General features: G+C 67.2%; 14 protein-coding genes. 2 read left to right on the top strand and 12 right to left on the bottom strand.

Annotated elements, in window-relative coordinates:
- Positions 1–94 precede the first annotated feature (94 nt).
- From AC1DB8_RS13985 to AC1DB8_RS13930, 12 genes are all read right to left on the bottom strand, one after another.
- Complete coding sequence (locus tag AC1DB8_RS13985) at positions 95–1147, bottom strand: 3-isopropylmalate dehydrogenase (protein WP_476893363.1); 1053 nt, start codon at positions 1145–1147, stop codon at positions 95–97.
- A gap of 72 nt (positions 1148–1219) precedes the next feature.
- Positions 1220–1975 carry a class F sortase gene (locus AC1DB8_RS13980; RefSeq protein WP_476893362.1) on the bottom strand — a complete coding sequence of 252 codons (756 nt, stop codon included), beginning with the start codon at positions 1973–1975 and terminating at the stop codon, positions 1220–1222.
- Between the two features lie 81 nt (positions 1976–2056).
- Positions 2057–3181: a hypothetical protein gene (locus tag AC1DB8_RS13975; RefSeq protein WP_476893361.1), complete on the bottom strand. Its 1125-nt coding sequence runs from the start codon at positions 3179–3181 to the stop codon at positions 2057–2059.
- 355 nt (positions 3182–3536) lie between these two features.
- Positions 3537–5096, bottom strand: a complete 1560-nt coding sequence (gene metG, locus AC1DB8_RS13970) for a methionine--tRNA ligase (RefSeq protein ID WP_441417434.1) — start codon at positions 5094–5096, stop codon at positions 3537–3539.
- 9 nt (positions 5097–5105) lie between these two features.
- On the bottom strand, positions 5106–5873 hold the full coding sequence (locus AC1DB8_RS13965; protein WP_346960862.1) for an ABC transporter ATP-binding protein: 768 nt from the start codon (positions 5871–5873) through the stop codon (positions 5106–5108).
- Positions 5870–8659, bottom strand: a complete 2790-nt coding sequence (locus AC1DB8_RS13960; protein ID WP_441417433.1) for an ABC transporter permease — start codon at positions 8657–8659, stop codon at positions 5870–5872. The genes AC1DB8_RS13965 and AC1DB8_RS13960 overlap by 4 nt, the downstream gene beginning before the upstream one ends.
- A 202-nt stretch (positions 8660–8861) precedes the next feature.
- A complete protein-coding gene (gene serA, locus AC1DB8_RS13955) occupies positions 8862–10457 on the bottom strand; it encodes a phosphoglycerate dehydrogenase (protein WP_441417432.1) in 1596 nt (531 codons plus the stop codon).
- A gap of 137 nt (positions 10458–10594) precedes the next feature.
- Positions 10595–11620 (bottom strand): ketol-acid reductoisomerase, encoded by a 1026-nt coding sequence (ilvC, locus tag AC1DB8_RS13950; protein WP_441417431.1) that lies wholly within the window; start codon positions 11618–11620, stop codon positions 10595–10597.
- Positions 11621–11706: 86 nt separating this feature from the next.
- Positions 11707–12219 (bottom strand): acetolactate synthase small subunit, encoded by a 513-nt coding sequence (gene ilvN, locus AC1DB8_RS13945; RefSeq protein ID WP_138768975.1) that lies wholly within the window; start codon positions 12217–12219, stop codon positions 11707–11709.
- 2 nt (positions 12220–12221) lie between these two features.
- On the bottom strand, positions 12222–14120 hold the full coding sequence (locus tag AC1DB8_RS13940; protein WP_441417430.1) for an acetolactate synthase large subunit: 1899 nt from the start codon (positions 14118–14120) through the stop codon (positions 12222–12224).
- 352 nt (positions 14121–14472) lie between these two features.
- Positions 14473–16194 (bottom strand): dihydroxy-acid dehydratase, encoded by a 1722-nt coding sequence (ilvD, locus tag AC1DB8_RS13935; protein WP_476893360.1) that lies wholly within the window; start codon positions 16192–16194, stop codon positions 14473–14475.
- A gap of 128 nt (positions 16195–16322) precedes the next feature.
- The gene (locus AC1DB8_RS13930) at positions 16323–17261 is read right to left on the bottom strand and encodes a LysR family transcriptional regulator (RefSeq protein WP_441417428.1); all 939 of its coding nucleotides are present in this window, start codon (positions 17259–17261) and stop codon (positions 16323–16325) included.
- Positions 17262–17388: 127 nt separating this feature from the next.
- On the opposite strand from AC1DB8_RS13930, the gene AC1DB8_RS13925 reads away from it, so the two are divergent.
- Entirely contained in the window at positions 17389–18354 is a 966-nt protein-coding gene (locus AC1DB8_RS13925; RefSeq protein WP_476893359.1) for a sunset domain-containing protein, read from the top strand.
- 2 nt (positions 18355–18356) lie between these two features.
- Positions 18357–19466 (top strand): PQQ-dependent sugar dehydrogenase, encoded by a 1110-nt coding sequence (locus tag AC1DB8_RS13920; protein ID WP_476893358.1) that lies wholly within the window; start codon positions 18357–18359, stop codon positions 19464–19466.
- The last annotated feature ends 47 nt before the right edge of the window (positions 19467–19513 follow it).

Here is a 19513-nt window from a genome sequence, read left to right as displayed (position 1 = left end):
GTTCCTCCACGGTCGGCTGCCTGGTGTATGAACGTGGTTCATCCTCGGACCACGGCAGCATTTTGGTGATTCGCAACAAGCTTACGCCCGGGTGTCAGAGGGCGGCGGCGATCGCGTCGCCGATGGCGGCGGTGCTCCGGTAACTGCCGTCCCGGCTTTCGACGTCGGCGGCCACGGCCGCCTCGATCTTCCGTGCCGCAGTTGCGTAGCCCAGGTGGTCCAGCAACAGCGCTGCGGACAGGATGGCCGCGCTGGGGTCGGCCTTCTGCTGGCCGGCAATGTCCGGCGCCGATCCGTGGACCGGCTCGAACATGGACGGCGCGGTGCGGTCCATGTTGATGTTGCCCGAGGCTGCGAGGCCGATGCCGCCGGTGATAGCGGCGGCAAGGTCGGTGAGGATGTCACCGAAGAGGTTGTCCGTGACGATGACGTCGAAGCGCGCCGGGTCGGTGACCATGAAGATCGTGGCAGCATCCACGTGCAGGTAGTCGTGGCTGACCTCGGGGAATTCCTGCGCCACTGCTTCCACGGTCCGCTTCCAGAGGTGCCCGGCGAAGACCAGGACGTTGTGCTTGTGCACCAGGGTCAGCTTCTTGCGCGGGCGCTCGTTGGCGCGGCGGAAGGCATCCCGGACCACACGCTCCACACCGTGGGCGGTGTTCAGCGAGACCTCGGTGGCGACCTCGTGCGGGGTGCCGGCCCGCAAAGTCCCGCCGTTGCCGACGTAGGGCCCCTCGGTGCCTTCACGGACCACGATGAAGTCGATGTTGCCCGGGTTCGCGAGCGGGCTGCCGACGCCGGCATACAGCCTGGAGGGGCGCAGATTCACGAAGTGGTCCAGGCTGAAGCGCAGCTTGAGCAGCAGTTCGCGTTCGATGATCCCGGAGGGGATCCGGGTGTCGCCGGGGGCGGCTCCCACGGCGCCGAAGAGAATGGCGTCCCGGGTACGGAGGTCGGCGAGGGTTTCCGCCGGCAGCGTCTCCCCCGTCTCCAGCCAGTGCTGGGCGCCGAGCTGGTAGTGGGTCTGCTTCAGGTCGATGCCTTCGGCGGCGGCGGCCTTCTCCAGGACCTTTAGTGCCTCGGCGGTAACTTCCGGGCCAATGCCGTCGCCGGGGATGACTGCGAGATCAATCGTGGATGCGCTCATGTTTTCAGGGTAGCCAAGGCATCCACATGCTGGTCAAATTGTCTCAATATTCGGAAGAGCGGCGGGGAATCCTCAGCCGGCCGCAACCGGGGACGCGACCACGGTCACGTTCTTTCCCCAGAGGTCCCCGGTATAGCAGGAAATCAGGACCAGTCGATTGGGGACGACGGACCAGATGGGGCTGTCCTTCAGGCCCGATTTGAGGTAGGTGGTCACGGAATCCACCTTGTAGGTGATGACGCCGGTGGCCGTCTGTACCGTCAATTTGTCGCCGGGTGCGGCCATCGTGCTCAGGTGGTTGAAGGGCGCGTCGACGCCCTGCCAGCTGTGGCCGACGACGTAGGTGGTGTTTGTCGACCCGACACCTGGCACGCCGAAGGGGGTGAGCCAGTAGCCGTCCATGGTTTCGGGAGGAACGATGCTCTGGCTTGCAGCTTCACTCTGGCTGGGCTGCAGGGGATGAATCACCACGTCCATCCGCGCTGCGGGATAGGAAATGCGCTGCGGGGCGGCCGCAGCCGGGCCCGGCGCCGGCGGGGCGGTGCGTCGGACGGCCGCCTTGGGGGCTGCTTTTTGTGGAGCAGACGAGGTGGGTCCAGGGGCGGACGGAACCGGGCTTTGCGCTGCTGCGGTGGCCGTAGGAATGGGTCCCGCTGCGGGCCCGGCGGCGCCGCTACCTCCGGCATTGAGACCGAAGGCCGCGTAGACGAGCCACGCCGCCAGCAGCCCAACGATGCAGGCGACCAGCACCAGTTTGTCCCGGCCACCCAGCAGCAGTCCACGCGGTGCCGTCTCGACGGAATGATCGGCATTACGGCGAAGGGCCATGAGAGCTCCTGGTGCAGTGCTTGCTCGAGGGCAGTAGCTGTGCGGGCCGGCTGCACAACGGCAACCGGCCCGCATCTTTCCTTAGCTGTTGGCGTTACCGCTCCGGACCATGCCCCGGAGCAGGGCCGTTGCGGCCCCCGCTGTCAGGAGTCCGGTCAGCACGGAGAGCCAAAGCGGAATTCCGGCACTGGGAGTGCCGGCCACCGCCGTCTGGACGTTGAAGCCCATGTTGACCACGGGAGCACCCTGGGCCGCGCCGGTCGGCGGTGCCACAGGCTTCGCTGCGGGCGGCGCTGCGGGCTTCACAGCCGGCGGGTTCTTGGGCTCGTGTGCCGGCGGATCCTCACACTCGTCCTTGTCCCACTTGCCCGGCCAGTCGCAGTCATCGCCGTGGTGATGACCCTTGTCGCCCTTGTCCCACTTGTTCGGCCAGTCGGCGCGGTCTCCCCTGTCTCCATGGTCGCTCTTGTCACCGCGGTCGCCCTTGTCCCACTTGTTCTGCCAGTCGGCGCGGTCGGCCGTGTCGCCATGGTCGCCCCTATCCCACCTGCCCGGCCAGCCGGCGTGGTTTCCCTTGTCGCCACGGTCACCCGGCTCGCACTTATCGTCCTTGCCGGGCCAGTTTGCGTGGTCGCCATGGTCGCCCTTGTCGCCGTGGTCGCCGTGCTCGCCATGGTCGCCCTTGTCGCCCGGCTTGTGCGAGCCGTCCGGCTTGTCACCCGGCTTGTCACCCGGCTTGTGCGAGCCGTCCGGCTTGTCACCCGGCTTGTCACCCGGCTGGTGCGAGCCGTCCGGCTTGTCACCCGGCTGGTGCGAATTGTCTGGCGTTCCGCCGTTTGCCGGCGGGTTGGTCACCGGAACGGTCGGAGTCTCTGGAGTCCCGCCGTTGGCCGGCGGATCGGCCACTGGCGGGATCGTCACGGGCCCCGGCAGGGGGTCCGGCTTCTCCGAGTTGTCCGGCGTACCCGAGGCCACGGGCGGGATGGTCACCGGACCCGGCAGCGCATCCGGCGCCCCCGCGTTGTCCGGTGCCCCCGCGATGTCCGGTGCGCCCGGGTTGCCGGGCTGGCCGGAGCCAGGCGCCTGGCCAGGGCCGCCCGTGCCGGGCGAGGATGTCACTTCCCCGCTCCCGGTGTCACCGCCGCCGACAGCAGCGGCGTTGGCCGTGCCCGCTGAACCCAGCAGTGCCAGACCTAAAATCCCCATTGTTGCGATAGTTCGTCTCATTTTTGGTTGCTCCATCACGAGTCGACTTTCGACCTGACGGCACCCAGCGGAGCAACATCGGCGACCGGGTGTGCGAGTCCCCGGCCTGGAACATTGAGGGTGAGTGATGAGTTACTCCCCCAAGGGCTTCATCAGACCGCTAACGCCGTAACCGTATGCCGGGGCAACTCGGAGAGTCCCGAGTAATCTCTGCCCGCTTTCACTCCCGGAGCACCCGTTACGAAAGGGAAACTACTTGGGCGCAAAAAAGCGAGGTGACAGTTCACCGCGGTGTTCCGGGCGAACACTGCCGTGAACTGTCACCTCGCGGGGTGGTGCGGGGGATCAGTTGGGGCTACGCCTCTGCGGGCTCCTCGTACTTGGGAAACACCGGGGCCGGGGCAGGCAACGGCGTCCCGGCCTCGATCGGGGTCTCCAGCGCAGCGAAGTCGCGGGCTTCCCCTTCGGACTGGCCGAGGCTGTCAAGGATGGCCGCGGCCGCCGTCGGCATGACCGGCTGGGCGAGGATGGCGACGATCCGCAACACTTCGAGGGTGACGTACAGAACGGTGTTCATGCGTTCGACGTCGGTCTTCCGCAGCACCCACGGAGCCTGCTCGGCGAAGTAGGCGTTGGTGTCGCCGAGCACGTTCCAGATGGCTTCGAGCGCGCGGCTGAATTCCTGCTTCTCGAACGCTGCGCGGGCGATGCCCAGCAGGCCCATGGCCTGGCCCAGCAGTGCGGCGTCCTCTGCGCTGAAGCCGGCCGGGACCGGGACGCGGCCCTCGCAGTTCTTCGCCACCATGGACAGGGAACGCTGCGCCAGGTTGCCGAAGTTGTTCGCCAGGTCCGAGTTCATCCGACCGACAATCGCGTCGTGGCTGTAGTTGCCGTCAGCGCCGAACGGCACCTCGCGGAGCAGGAAGAAGCGGACCTGGTCCAGTCCGTACTGCGCCACCCAGTCAGCGGGCGCCACCACGTTGCCCAGCGACTTGGACATCTTGATGCCCTGGTTGTGCAGGTGGCCATGGATCATCACACGCTTGGGCAGTTCCAGCCCGGCGGACATCAGGAATGCCGGCCAGTACACGGCGTGGAACCGGGAGATGTCCTTGCCGATCACGTGGACGTCGGCGGGCCAGTACTTCCGGAAGCTCTCCGAACCCGTGTCCGGGAAGCCGACGCCGGTCAGGTAATTGGTCAGCGCGTCGACCCAGACGTACATGACGTGGTCCGGGTTGCCCGGCACCGGCACACCCCATTTGAAGGACGTCCGGCTGATCGAGAGGTCCTCGAGGCCGCCCTTGACGAAACTGATGACCTCGTTGAAGCGGCTGTGCGGGGCGCCGAAGTCCGGGTGGTCCGCGTAGAGGGCCAGCAGCCTGTCCTGATAGGCCGAGAGCTTGAAGAAGTAGCTCTCCTCCTCGGTCCAGGTCACCTCGGTGCCGGTTTCGGAGGCGTAGCGGAGGCCGTCTTCACGGACCTCGGTCTCGTCCTCGACGAAGTAGCGCTCGTCGCGGACCGAGTACCAGCCGGCGTACTTGGAGAGGTAGATGTCTCCGTTGGCTTCCATCCGCTGCCAGAGCGCCTTGGCCGCCTCGTAGTGGTCCGGGTCCGTGGTACGGATGAAGCGGCTGAGCGAGATGCCCAGATCATCGCTCATCTGGCGGAACGCGGCCGAGTTGCGGTCGGCAAGCTCCTTGACCGGGATGCCTTCCTTTTCCGCCGTCTGCTGCATCTTCAGGCCGTGCTCGTCGGTGCCGGTCATGAAGAACACGTCATAGCCGTCCAGCCGCTTGAACCGCGCCATCGCGTCGGTGGCGATGACCTCGTAGGCGTGGCCGATGTGCGGCACGCCGTTGGGGTAGCTGATGGCCGTGGTGATGTAGAACGGGGTTTTTTCGGAAGGCGTCACGTTATTAACCTAGATCAGTTCGGTCAGGGTATCGCTCTGGCGGACAAGTTCGTGGTCGTGTGAAGCGACCAGGACGGCGATGCCGTCCGACGTCGTGTCCTTGAGGATGCTGATGATGCGGTTGGCCGAGGTGCGGTCCAGGCTCGCGGTGGGCTCGTCGACCACCAGCACGCGGGTGCCGAGGATCAAGGCCCGGGCGATTGCGACGCGCTGGCGTTCGCCGCCGGAGAGCTGGGCGGGACGGTGGCGCATGCGCCGGCCCAGGCCGACGAGGTCCAGGAGGTCCTTGGCCATGTCGCGGCGCTGTTCCACTTCGCCGTCGGGGACGGCCGGAAGCAGCACGTTCTCCAGCGCGCTCATGCCGTCAATCAGGGCGCCGCCCTGGTCGACGTACCCGATCAGCGCACGGCGGCGGTCGGCGATTTCGTCGTCGCCCATGGTTTCGAGCGAGTCGCCTTCCCAGAACACCCGGCCCGACGTCGGCAGGGTCAGGCCCGCGCCGACGGTCAGGATGCTGGTCTTGCCCGAGCCGGAGCGGCCGGCGACACAGTGCATTTCGCCGGCGTGCAGCGTCATGTTGAAGTCGTCGACGACGTTGACCGCCTCCGCGCCGCCCTTGCCGCCGCCGTAGTGGATGGTGATGTTGCTCAGTTCCAGCGGTGTGGCGTGGTCCGTGGCCTTCACGATCGTGTTGGCGCGGGTCTGGTGGCCGCCGTTCCCGGTGCTCTCCGGCATCCGGTTCCGGGCCGCCCTGGTCAGGTTCAGCTCGTTAGTCATTGGACCACTTTCGTTGCAATCGGAATCCAGCAAAGTACAGCCACGAGTCCGGCGATTCCGGCCCAGAGTGCGGCATAGGGGGCGAGGAGCAAGCCAATGCCCAGGGCGCCAAGGACACCCAGCGGCACGGCGATGGCTCCCACCATGGCATTTTCGAAGAAGCGGACCTGGCCCAGCATGTCCGGGTTCCAGCCCATCGCCTGCAGGATCCCGAGATACTGGCGCTTGGCCCCCAGTTCGAAGCGTCCGGTGACCATGGTCAACAGCAGGCCCACGGCGACGCCGGACACGCCCAGGATGATGCTCGGCATCGCGATACTGGCCGCGGCCAGTCCGCTGAGGGCGCTGGCGCCCGCGGCACGCGGAATGTCGATCAGCAGCGCGGCGAGTCCGCCCACCGCGGCACCGAAGACGCCGACGGCGACGGCGAGGGAGCCGGTGTTGAACTTGTTGGTGCTCAGCTGCCGGCTGGCGAAGGTCAGCGGCGAATCGACGGGGATGAGCCGTTCATCGTGCTGCGGTTCCTGGTCGATGACCTCCCGGTGCCGCAGCTGCTGCGCCGCGAAGTAGGCGGCGCCGCAGTAGAGGACCAGGACCGAAGCGGAGACGACCGCGGTGGCAGGGTTCCAGCTGAGCAGGCTCAGGGCGATCCCGGCGACGGCCAGCAGTGCCGCGCCGACGCCGAACTCGGCGAGCACCCAGGACCGGATCTTGCGTTGCGTCCAGCCCATGGCCCGGAGCGTTCCGGCCTCGCGGCGGCGCTTGCGGACATAGCTGACGGTGGAGGCGCCGGTGAGCAGGGCGGCCCCGCACAGGGTCAGGAAGAGCAGGGTGAGGTTGGTGCCGGTCAGCGAGCCGGAGACCGCGTCGGCGGCGTCCTGGCGAACCCAGGACTGCTGCACGGTGCCCAGCGGCGACTCCTTGCCGGCGTCGTCCTTGGAGTAGCCGGGCACGAAGATGCTGGCGTCCTCGCGGGCCGAGCCTGCAACCACGGTCGCCTGCAGGCCCATGTCGCGGATCTCGCTGGCAAGCTTCTCGACCTCGGGCTGGGCCTGCTTCCAGCTGCCGTCGACCTTGGCACGGACGCGCACGGCGTCGATCACGGAGGCGTTCTTCTCGTAGCCGCGGGCCGCGGCCAGGCCGTAGTAGTCGGTGATGGCGCCGGCCGACTGGCTGACCAGGCCGGTACCGCTGAGTGAAGGCTTGAGGGCGGTCTTTTCGACGTCCTTGCCGTCGGCGTCCTTGGTCAGGGTGAACGGGGTCGGGTCATAGCCGCCGAGCGGAAGCCGGTTGACGTCGCCGGCCGCTTCCTGGACCTTGGCTGGATCGAAGGTGCCGTAGACCATGGCCAGCGGGGTGGCGGGCTTCTTCCCGGTCGCAAGGTTTTCGCGGTAGGAGCGCTCGTCGACCGGGGTGCGCTGCGTCTGGTCCACCGGGGCGTCGTTGGCGCCCTTCTCCGGCAGCCGGTTGACGGTGACCCAGTCGCCCGGGACCGCGGACTTGTCGACGGCGCCGTTGCCGGCCGTCTTTCCGTCCTTGTACTTGGGCGCGGCGGCGAAGTCGGTGCTCCAGGTCGCGGGGTTGTAGAGGCCCTGGCCGAAGCTGCCGGTGTCGCCGAGCAGCTTGGAGAGGTCCTTGGATCCGGGCCACTCCAGGGCGAACGGGGACTTGGAGACGAAGGGAAGGTAGTCCTTGTCCAGTGAGCGGGTCACGGTGCCGACGTCCTTGGTGACGTTGCCGGCGTCGTCGATTTCCTCGATCTTGACGGAGTACTTGAGGTCAAGGGAGGTGCCGGACCGGACGATCAGCGGAATCGCCTGCGAATCGTCGGTCAGCTGACCGGCGCGCTTGGCCTGCTGGTACTGCGTCATCAGCGGGGCCCAGTACTTCAGCTTGACGCCAAGGAAGTCGGGGCCTTCCTTGAGCTGTTCCATGCTGATGCCGCTGGTGAAGAGGCTTTCGAAGTGGCGGCCGATCGCGCCGGCATTGCGGGCGTCGGCCGGGGGCGCCTTCTCCAGCGGCGCGAGGAAGTCGCCGGAGCCGCCCAGGAGCGCGCGCTCCGAGACCGGATCGACGGCGACGACGGACTCGGTCACCTGCGGGGCCAGCGGCAGCGAAACCGAGAGGTTGAACAGGTTGTGCTCCGAGCCGCCGGCCGGGGCGGGGAACTTGATTCCGGTCTCGCCTTCCGGGCCCGCGATCCGGACGTTCTTGCCGCCGGCCACTTCCTCTTCGATGAGCTTGGCCTTGCCGAGGGAGCCCTCGGCGGTCGTCTTGAACAGGGTCTGATCGGACGTGCCGTCCGACTTCACGGCACTGGCGGTGAGGCGGTATTTCTTGGCCGTGTCGCTCAGGACAGACTCGGCGGCGGGCCACTTGGACGGATCGGTGGCGCTGGGGTCACCGGCGGTGCCGGCCAGTCCGGCGTTGTAGCCGAGGTAGTCGGTAGCGTCGAGGCGCGGGGTTTCGAGGTTCTGCGAGACCCGGGAAACGAGGCTGATCGGAGCCGCGACCGAGGTGCCGGAAAGCTTGCGGATGGAGTCCAGCTGTTCGAAGCTGATGCCGCCCTGGCCGGTGGCGATTTCGGGCTGCATGAGCCCGCCGTTGTCGTCGGCCTTGGCCTGGACGAGGACGTCGTAGAGCCCCCGGGAGTTCTGGTCAACGGTGCGGTTCAGCGCGGCCTGCGACTGGCCCTGCACCAGCACGGACAGGCACATGGCCACGATCAAAATGGACGCGGTCAGCAAAAGCACTCTGCTTCTGATGAACCTCTGGACGGCGTTCATTGGGCTCCTGAAAGCTGGATTGCGTGCGCACACCGCTGTTCATTCCGCGCGGAAATGAAGGCGTCCCCGGCCGGGTGTGCAAAAGTAAAGGCCGGTCTGCCGGCCAAATCCGAAATTCGGACCTAGCCATTGTACGCAGACCGGCCGCTCATTCGTGGCCGCCTGCGACGGTGTTGCCGCCGCAGGCGCCCACGCTGGGGACCTAGTCCTCGAGGTCGACCTCGCGGACCATATCGGCGCCGATTCCGGCCTTGATCGCTTCCAGCACCTGCTGCGGCACGGAGCTGTCGATGGTCAGGAGCGCAAGCACCTGGCCGCCCTCCGCCTGCCGCGCCACCTGCATGCCGGCGATGTTGATGTTGTTCATGCCGAGGATGTGCCCGATCGTGCCGATCACGCCCGGACGGTCCGAATAAGCCACCACCACGAGGTGTTCGCTGATCGGGATTTCGACCTCGAAACCGTTGATTCCGACGAGCTTCTGGATCTGCTTGGGCCCGGTCAGCGTGCCGGCCACCGAGATCTGGCTGCCGTCGCTCAGGGCCCCCCGCAGGGTCAGGACGTTGCGGTAGGACTCCGTGTCCGGGGTGGTGATGAGCCGGACGTTGATCCCCCGCTGCTCGGCGATGACGGGCGCGTTGACGTACGAGACCTGTTCGGTCACGACGTCGGCGAAGATGCCCTTGAGGGCCGCGAGTTCGAGGACCTTGACGTCCAGCGAGGAGATTTCGCCGGCCACCTCCACGTCGAACTGGGTCAGCGAAGCGTGGGTCATTGCGGTGAAGATCCGGCCCAGCTTCTCGATCAGCGGGATCCCGGGGCGCACGTCCGGGGCAATGACGCCGCCGGCTACGTTCACGGCGTCTGGCACCAATTCGCCGGCGAGGGCCTGGCGGACGGACTTGGCAACGGAGACGCCTGCCTTTTCCTGGGCCTCGTCGGTGGACGCGCCCAGGTGCGGGGTCACCACGACGTTGTCGAGCTTGAAGAACGGCAGGTCGGTGCTGGGCTCCTTGACGAACACGTCGACGCCGGCGCCGGCGATCTCGCCGGACTCCAGTGCCGCGTACAGGGCTTCCTCATCCACCAGGCCGCCGCGGGCGACGTTGACGACGTACGCGCTGCTCTTCATCTTCTTGAAGGCCTCCGCGCCGAGCATGCCGACGGTCTCGGGCGTCTTGGGCATGTGGATGGTGATGAAGTCCGACTGGGCCAGGAGCTCGTCCAGGGTCACCAGCTGCACGCCGAGCTGGGCGGCGCGGGCGGAGGTGATGTAGGGGTCGTACGCGAGGATCTTCGTGTCGAAGCCCTTCAGGCGGGCCGCGACGAGGGCGCCGATCCGGCCGAGGCCGATGATGCCAATCTTCTTCTCGAAGAGCTCCGTGCCGGTGTACTTGGAGCGCTTCCACTCGCCGTCCTTGAGCGCGGCGGAGGCCTGCGGGATGTGGCGGGCGAGGCTGAGGATGTGGCCGACGGTGAGTTCGGCGGCAGAGACGATGTTCGACGTCGGGGCGTTGACCACCATGACGCCGGCCTGGGTGGCGGCCTTGATGTCGACGTTGTCCAGGCCCACGCCGGCGCGGGCGATCACCTTGAGGTTCTTCGCGGCGGCGATGGCCTCGGCGTCCACCTGGGTGGCGGAGCGGATCAGGATCGCGTCGACGTCGGCGATCGCGGAGAGCAGCTGGGAACGGTCGGCTCCGTCGGTCTGGCGGATTTCAAAGTCCGGGCCGAGGGCCTCGACTGTGGCGGGCGAAAGTTCCTCAGCGAGGAGTACGACAGGTTTGGTGCTTGTCACCGGTGACCTCTTTAGCTCTCTTGTATTCAGGTGGGGATTTTGGTGAAACGTCGGTGGTGCAGATGTTGCGGGTGGTGCTGAACGCAGGGGAGCCGGACCCCGGTGCGGGTGTCCGGCTCCCCTGCCGGCCAGTTGCCTTAGCGGGCCACTGATCCTTCGGTGTAGTCGTCTTCGTTCTTGATCCAGGAGAACAGCTTGCGCAGTTCGCGGCCGGTGGCCTCGATCGGGTGGTCTTCACCCTTCTTGCGCAGGGCCTTGAACTCGGGGGCTCCGGCGTCCTGGTCGTCGATGAAGCGCTTGGCGAAGGTGCCGTCCTGGATGTCCTTGAGGACGGCCTTCATGTTTTCCTTCACCTCGGGGGTGATAACGCGCGGGCCGGAGACGTAGTCGCCGTATTCCGCGGTGTCAGAGACGCTCCAGCGCTGCTTGGCGATACCGCCCTCGACCATCAGGTCGACGATCAGCTTGAGCTCGTGCAGCACCTCGAAGTAGGCAACCTCGGGCTTGTAGCCGGCCTCGGTGAGGGTCTCGAAGCCGTACATGATCAGCTGCGAGGCGCCGCCGCAGAGCACAGCCTGCTCGCCGAAGAGATCGGTTTCGGTCTCTTCGGTGAAGGTGGTCTCGATGACGCCGGCGCGGGTGCCGCCGATCGCCTTGGCGTAGGACAGGGCCAGTTCCTTGGCCTTGCCGGACGCGTTCTGCTCGACGGCGATCAGGTCCGGCACGCCGCGGCCGGCTTCGAACTCGCGGCGCACGATGTGGCCCGGTCCCTTGGGTGCGACGAGGGCGACGTCGACGTCGGCCGGCGGCTTGATGTAGCCGTAGCGGATGTTGAAGCCGTGTCCGAAGAACAGGGCGTCGCCGGCCTGCAGGTTCGGGGCGATGTCCTCGGCGTAGACGTGGCGCTGGACCTGGTCCGGGGTGAGGATCATGATGAGGTCTGCCTCGGCGACGGCGTCGGCGACGTTGAGAACGCGCAGGCCCTCGGCCTCGGCCTTGGCGCGGGACTTGGAGTCTTCCTTCAGGCCGACGCGGACGTCAACACCGGAATCGCGCAGGCTGAGGGCGTGGGCGTGGCCCTGGGAGCCGTAACCGATAACGGCGACGGTGCGGCCCTGGATGATCGACAGGTCGGCGTCGTCGTCGTAGAACATTTCAGTCACTGGGGTGTCTCCTTTGAATGGATTCTTTGGTGTTGTCTGGGGAAATTCAGGGTATTGCTGTGTTGCTGCAGGCTTGGCACGGCCGCCTAGGCGGAGCGCAGGGCCCGGTCGCTCATGGAACGGGACCCTCGGCCGACGGCCAGGGTGCCGGACTGCACGATTTCGCGGACGCCGAAGGGCTCCAGCACCGAAAGCAGTGCGGTGAGCTTGTCGGGGTGGCCCGTCGCCTCAATGACCACCGACTCTGTGGAGACGTCGACCACTGAGGCACGGAACAAGTCGGCTGCCTGGGTTACCTGCAGCCGGGTTGCGGCATCCGCACGTACCTTGACCAGGATGTGGTCGCGCTGTACGGAAGATTCGGGGGTGAGCTCGACGATCTTAATCACGTTGATCAGCTTGTTCAGCTGCTTGGTGACCTGTTCGATCAGCTCGCCGTCGGCGTCGACGACGACCGTCATCCGGGAGATGCCCGGAACCTCGGTCGGGCCGACGGCCAGGGAGTTGATGTTGAAGGCGCGCCGGGCGAAGAGGCTGGCGACGCGGGTCAGCACACCGGGTTTGTCTTCGACCAGAACGGAGAGTGTGTGGCGGGTCATGTTCAGTCCTCTTCTTCCCAGTCCGGGGTCATGTTGCGGGCAACCTGGATCTGGTCGTTGCTGACTCCGGCGGGAACCATCGGCCACACCATGGAGTTGGGGCTGACGACGAAGTCGATCACGACCGGGCGGTCATTGATTGCCAGTGCCTTCTGGATGGTGGCGTCGATGTCCTCGTCCCGTTCGCAGCGGAAGGAGGCGCAGCCGTAGGCGTCCGCCAGCTTGACGAAGTCCGGGATCCGGACGGTGTCATGGCCGGTGTTCAGGTCGGTGTTGGAGTAGCGGCCCTCATAAAAGAGGGTCTGCCACTGGCGCACCATGCCCAGCGAGGAGTTGTTGATGACCGCCACCTTGATCGGGATCTTGTTGATGGCGCAGGTGGCGAGTTCCTGGTTGGTCATCTGGAAGCAGCCGTCGCCGTCGATCGCCCAGACCACGCGGTCCGGCTCCCCCACCTTGGCGCCCATCGCGGCCGGCACGGCGTAGCCCATGGTGCCGGCGCCGCCGGAGTTCAGCCAGGCGTGCGGGCGTTCGTACTTGATGAACTGCGAGGCCCACATCTGGTGCTGGCCGACGCCGGCGACATAGACGCCCTCGGGGCCGGTGAGGGCACCGATCCGCTCGATCACGCGCTGCGGTGCGCTGAGGCCGTCCTCGGGTTCGGTCCAGCCGAGCGGGTAGGTCTCCTTGAGGTTGTTCAGGAAGGCCCACCAGTTGCCGAGGTCCGGGGTGCCGGAGGCTTCGAACTGGAGGCGCAGGGCATCACTGAGCTCCGGGATGATCTCCTTGACTGAGCCCACGATCGGCACGTCGGCGGTGCGGTTCTTGGAGATCTCCGCCGGGTCGATGTCCGCGTGGATGACCTTGGCGTTCGGGGCGAAGGACTTCAGGATGCCGGTGACCCGGTCATCGAAGCGCGCACCGAGCGTGATCAGCAGATCGGATTGCTGCAGCGCGGTCACGGCGGACACCGTGCCGTGCATGCCTGGCATGCCGACGTGCTGCGGGTGTGAGTCCGGGAAGACGCCTCTGGCCATCAGCGTCGTAACCACGGGGGCGCCGGAGAGTTCGGCGAGTTCCCGCAGTTCCGCGGACGCGTGGGCCTTGACCACGCCGCCGCCAACGTACAGCACCGGCTTTTTGGCGGCCGCGATCAGCCTGGCCGCTTCACGGACCTGCTTGCTGTGGCCGCGGACCACCGGCCGGTAGCCGGGCAGGTCGATCTTGGGCGGCCAGGAGAAGGTCATCTGGCCCTGCTGGGCGTCCTTGGCCACGTCCACGAGGACGGGGCCGGGACGGCCGGTCGAGGCGAGGTGGAACGCCTCGGCCATCACGTGCGGGATGTCGTTGGGGTCGGTCACCAGGAAGGAGTGCTTGGTGATCGGCATGGTGATGCCGACGATGTCCGCCTCCTGGAAGGCATCGGTGCCGATGACTCCGCTGGAGACCTGCCCGGTGATGGCCACCATCGGCACGGAGTCCATGTGGGCGTCCATGATGGCGGTAACGAGGTTGGTGGCACCGGGGCCCGAGGTGGCGATGCAGACGCCAACCCGCCCGGTGACCATGGCATAGCCTTGCGCGGCGTGGCCGGCTCCCTGTTCGTGACGGACCAGAATGTGGTTCATTTTGGAGGCCATCAAGGGGTCATAGGTGGGCAGGATCGCGCCACCGGGCAAACCGAAAATGTCCTGGACGCCGAGTTCTTCGAGCGAGCGGACGATTGCTTGCGAGCCGGTCATCACCGTCGGGGGTACGACGTTGTTCGGCCCAAGGACGGGAGAGGCAGCAGCATGCTCGACGCCGGCGTCTGCCGGGCGTTCGATGCGTTCCGGAGCCTTGTGGGCTCCAGCGGACTTTGTGGCCATCAGCGAGGGGCTGATCGGCGATCCTTTGCTCATCGGACTCTTCCTTTGGTGGATCTACTGTGATCGTGGAACTACGGGTAATAAAAAAACCCCTCAGCCTTGGCGGCTCTTCGAGGGGTTTGCGCGTGACGGTTCGTTACCAGTCGGGCTATGGAGCCACGCGCTTGGTAAGTACGACGGAGACACCTGAAGTGACGCCCGCGGTAACGATCTCGATCATGAGTTCAGTTTTCCCTCTGAGCAAGACAGGTGTCAACGAGCCAAGCCCCTGTCTCACGATGTGGACTCCATTGTCCACTTTTTGAACGCCTCTCCCAAGTAGCTCGCATTAGTTGTCGTTATGGGGCCCCATAACGACAACTAATGCGAGCCAGTTGGGCAGGTATTACCCGCAGTAGGCGCCCGTGGAGGCGCTGTGGACGAGCTTGGCGTACTTGGCAAGCACGCCCTTGGTGAACTTGGCCGGCAGCGGCTCCCAGCCCACCTTGCGCGCTTCGAGCTCGGCGTCGTCCACCAGGAGGTCGAACGTCCGGGCCCCGATGTCCACCCGGATCCGGTCGCCGTCCTTGACGAAGGCGATGGGGCCGCCGTCGACCGCTTCCGGTGCGACGTGGCCGATGCACAGGCCCGTGGTTCCGCCGGAGAAGCGGCCGTCCGTGAGCAGCAGGACATCCTTGCCGAGGCCTGCGCCCTTGATCGCGCCCGTGATGGCGAGCATCTCGCGCATGCCCGGGCCGCCCTTGGGGCCCTCGTAGCGGATCACGACGACGTCGCCGGCCTTGATCTGGCCCTTGTCCAGTGCGTCCAGGGCGCCCTGTTCGCGCTCGAAAACGCGGGCGGTGCCTTCGAAGACGTCGGCGTCGAAGCCGGCGCTCTTCACGACGGCGCCTTCCGGAGCCATCGAACCGTGCAGGATGGTGATGCCGCCGGTCTTGTGGATCGGGTTGTCCATGGCGCGGAGCACCTTGCCGTCCGGGTCCGGCGGGTTGATCGAGGCGAGGTTCTCGGCGACGGTCTTGCCGGTCACGGTGAGGCAGTCGCCGTGCAGCAGGCCGGCGTCGAGCAGGGCCTTCATGATGACCGGGACGCCGCCGATCTTGTCGACGTCGGTCATCACGTAGCGGCCAAAGGGCTTGAGGTCGCCCAGGTGCGGGATCCTGTCGCCGATCCGGTTGAAGTCCTCAAGGCTCAGCTCGACCTCGGCCTCGCGGGCGATGGCCAGCAGGTGCAGCACCGCGTTTGTGGAGCCGCCGAAGGCCATGGTCACGGCGATCGCGTTCTCGAACGCCTTCTTGGTCATGATGTCGCGGGCGGTGATGCCAAGGCGCAACAGGTTGACGACGGCCTCGCCGGACTTGTGCGCGAAGACGTCGCGGCGGCGGTCGGCCGAGGGCGGGGCGGCGGAACCCGGAAGGGACATGCCCAGGGCCTCGCCGATGCAGGCCATGGTGTTGGCGGTGTACATGCCGCCACAGGCGCCTTCGCCCGGGCAGATGGCCTTTTCGATGCGGTCGAGGTCCTCGCGGCTCATCTTGCCCGCGGCGCAGGCGCCCACAGCCTCGAAGGCGTCAATCAGCGTGACTTCCTTCTCGGAGCCGTCTTCGAGCTTGACCCAGCCGGGCATGATCGAGCCGGCGTACAGAAAGACGCTGGACAGGTCCAGGCGGGCGGCCGCCATCAGCATGCCCGGCAGGGACTTGTCGCAGCCGGCCAGCAGTACCGAGCCGTCGATCCGTTCGGCCTGCATGACGGTCTCGACCGAGTCCGCAATGACTTCGCGGGACACCAAGGAGAAGTGCATGCCCTCGTGGCCCATGGAGATGCCGTCGGAGACGGAGATGGTGCCGAACTGCATCGGGAACCCGCCGCCGGCGAAGACGCCTTCCTTGGCGCCCTGGGCGAGCCGGTTCAGCGAAAGGTTGCAGGGAGTGATTTCGTTCCACGAACTCGCCACGCCCACCTGGGGCTTTGCGAAGTCGTCGTCGCCCATGCCGACCGCCCGGAACATGCCGCGCGCGGGCGCGGCGTGGATTCCGTCGGTAACGACCCGGCTGCGGGGCTTGATGTCCGGCTTGGTCTCTGTCGCTGTTTGGGTGTCCTCACTCATGGCTCAAAGTCTAGGGCTCCGCCGTCGGCAGCAACGAGCCGGACTGGCTCATTAAGCGTAAAACCGGGAATATTTCGCCCAAATAGTGGACGCTTGTCTCACCCATTGGACTCCGCGGCTCGTTCGACTCAAATGCTGTGAGCCGCGTCACGCAGCTCGGGTGCTTCGGCGACCGCCTGGGCCTCCGCCTTCAGCAGCATGAGTACCTGCTGGATGGTGGTCCGGGCGGCGGCCTCGGGACGAGCCAGGGCCACGATGCTTCGGCTGGCCTTGACGCCGCGGAGCGGGCGGAGCACAAAGCCTCGCCCTTGGTTCTTCAGGGCGGTGTAGCGCGGCAGGAGGCTCAGCCCGTGCCCGGCACTGACCAGCGCCTCCAGCACCCGCAGGTCCGGGAAGAGCTGCGCCCGCAGGGCCGGGGAATCGGCCTGCATCTCGATTTGCCGCAGGACGGTATCAAAGGGAAAACCGTCGGGCACGCCCATCCAGGGGAACCCGACGACGTCCTCGGCGCTGAGCGTCGCCTTGCCGGCCAGTTCGTGGTCCGCCGGCACCGCCACGTCCAGCGGTTCCTCTATCAGGGGGATCACCTGGAGGCCCTGGCGGGCGAAGACCTCGGGTCCGTCCACGCTGTGGGCCAGGACAATGTCGTAGTCCGCGGCCAGCGCGGCGAAGCCGGCGACGCCGGGGTCCTCGAAATGCGCCTCGAAGCGCAGTCCGTCGATCTCCTTCACGCGGTGCAACAGTCCCGGCAGGAACATTTCCGCGGCACTCGGAAAGAACGCCGCCTTGATGTGCGTCTGCCAGCCGAGGCGGTAGGTGTCGATGGTTGCCTCGGCGCGGGCCATGGCCGTGGAGACCTCCGCAGCGGCGCCGGCCATGGCCAGCCCCGCCTCAGTCAGCCGCACTCCCCTGCCGGACTTCTCCACAAGCACTACACCGAGTTCGTCCTGCAGGGTCTTGAGCTGTTGTGAGACTGCGGAAGGCGTTACCCGCATGGCCTCGGCGGTGGCCCCCACGGTGCCGCGGTCCGCCAGCTCGCGAAGAATCCGCAGTCGCTTGAAGTCCATGATGCGAGGCTACACGGGGCCGGTCCGGAACGCTGGACAGCCGCGTCGGGAACGCTGGACAGCCGCGTCGGGCCGGACGTAACGTCAAACAGCGGCAACCTTGCCGCCTGGACAGAAGGATTCGGCTATGGATTGGATTATCTGGCTCATCGTCATCGTGGTGATTGTCGGCGTCGTGTGGTGGCAGCTGAACCGCAACAATGCCCGCAGTGGCGCTGGAACCCCGACGTCCACCGGGTCCGGAGCCTCGTCGAGGGCTGCCGGGGACCGGGCAAGCCACGACGGCGCCCTGTCCGGCGGGACCGCCGCCGCGTCGGCCGCCGCGGCCGCGACCACGGGGATGCCTTCCGCCGCCGGATTTGGCAACGCCGAGCCGCAGCCGCCAACCACCGCCGACGACGACGACGCGGCGGGTGCACAGGCGGGGAGCACCACAGCCGAGGGAGCTCCCAAGGAGGACGCGCCCGCCGAGGGCGGCACCGCAGCGGGCGTCGCTGCAACGGCCAGCACCGCAACGGGCGGCACTGCAGCGGGCGTCGCTGCAACGGCCAGCACCGCAACGGGCGGCACTGCAGCGGGCAGCTCCGAGTGGGAGACCCAGTGGTCGGAGACGCCGCCGGCCGAGGCACATGCCGCCACGCACCACGACCTTTCGCACGGGGGCCACGGCGAACACCTGGCCCACGGCGCCCACGCCGAAGCGCCGGAAGCACACACCCCCGTGCACCACGCCGAATACACCGAGCCACACGCCCCCACCCTCCCCGGCGCGGAGTCCGCCGCGGCCGAGGCTGCGGAGCTGGAGACGGTGCAGGCAGCATCATCGGCCGCACTCACCGAGGGCTCAGCCAGCCACACCGCGGCGCCCTCCGGGCATCTGGCCGTTGAACAGCCGTACGGCGAGGGATCTGCCGCGCCGGCCGCGGATGGAAGTGGCCCGGAGGGCTTCACCGTCAAGGGCAACGCCTCCTCGATGATCTACCACGACGAGACCAGCCCCTCCTACGAGGAGACCCGGGCAGAAGTCTGGTTCCTTTCCGCCGCCCATGCGGAAGCAGCGGGCTTCCGGCCGCCCCGCCGCTCCCGGCTGTAGCAATGCAGCGGCGGTCGCAGCGGCGAGCGGCCCGGGCAGCGGCGGTGGCGGTACTGGCTGCGTCCCTGGCCGCGGCCGGCTGCACCGGCAGTCCACCCGCTCCCCCGCCGCCCGCCAGCAGCCCGCCCGCCAGCAGCGAGCCGGCTGCTGGCGTCCTGAGAGTTGCCGGCCGCATCGACGCCGGGCTGACGCTGCCCTGGTCTGCTGTCTTCCTGCCGGACGGCACTGCCCTTATCTCGGAACGGGACAGCGCGCTGCTAAAGTCCGTGCCGCCAGGCGGCGGTCCCGCAGCGACGGTCGGCAAAGTGCCCGGCGTCATCCCCGGCGGCGAGGGCGGACTGCTGGGGCTGGCCCTTTCTCCTCAGCTTGCGGCCGGCCGGTATCTATACGCGTATTTCACGGCCGGGCCGGACAACCGGATCGCCCGCTTCCGGCTCGCTGGGAACGGCCTCCCGGATCTGGGCGCCCCCGAAACCATCTTCACCGGAATTCCCAAGGCCTCCACACACAACGGAGGCCGCATCCGGTTCGGCCCCGACGGGTACCTCTACGTCGGAACCGGCGACTCCCAGCGCCGCGACCAACCCCAGGACCGCAACGCCCTCGGCGGCAAGATCCTGCGCCTCACCCCGGACGGGAGACCCGCTCCCGGCAACCCCTTCGGCTCGAACCCCGTCTACAGCCTCGGGCACCGCAACGTCCAAGGGCTCGACTGGGACAGCGCGGGCCGGCTGTGGGCGAGCGAATTCGGACCGGACAGAGACGATGAACTGAACCTGATCGTCCCCGGCGGCAACTACGGCTGGCCCGAGGTGACGGGAGCCCCGCACCGCGAAGGGTTCCTTGACGCCAAAGTGGTGTGGCCCTCGACGGCGGATTCCTCGCCCAGCGGGCTCGAAATCGTTGGCGACACGGCCTACCTCGGCGCCCTGCGTGGCCAGCGGCTTTGGGCGGTACCGCTGCGCGGCGAATTTGCCGGCGATCCTGTGGCCTATTTCACAGGCAAATATGGTCGGATCCGCGACGTTTCGCTCGCCCCGGACGGACGCCTCTGGGCGCTCAGCAACGGCCAAAACCCTGATTTTGTGCTGGTTTTGGGGCTAACCAACTAGCCGGGGAGCCCCGTCGGCCGCTCGATTTCACACTGCACTAAAACTCG

Source organism: Arthrobacter sp. 10N410 (assembly GCF_056394945.1).
Note: the sequence above shows the minus strand (reverse complement) of the source record. Positions and strands in the feature narration are given on the sequence as shown.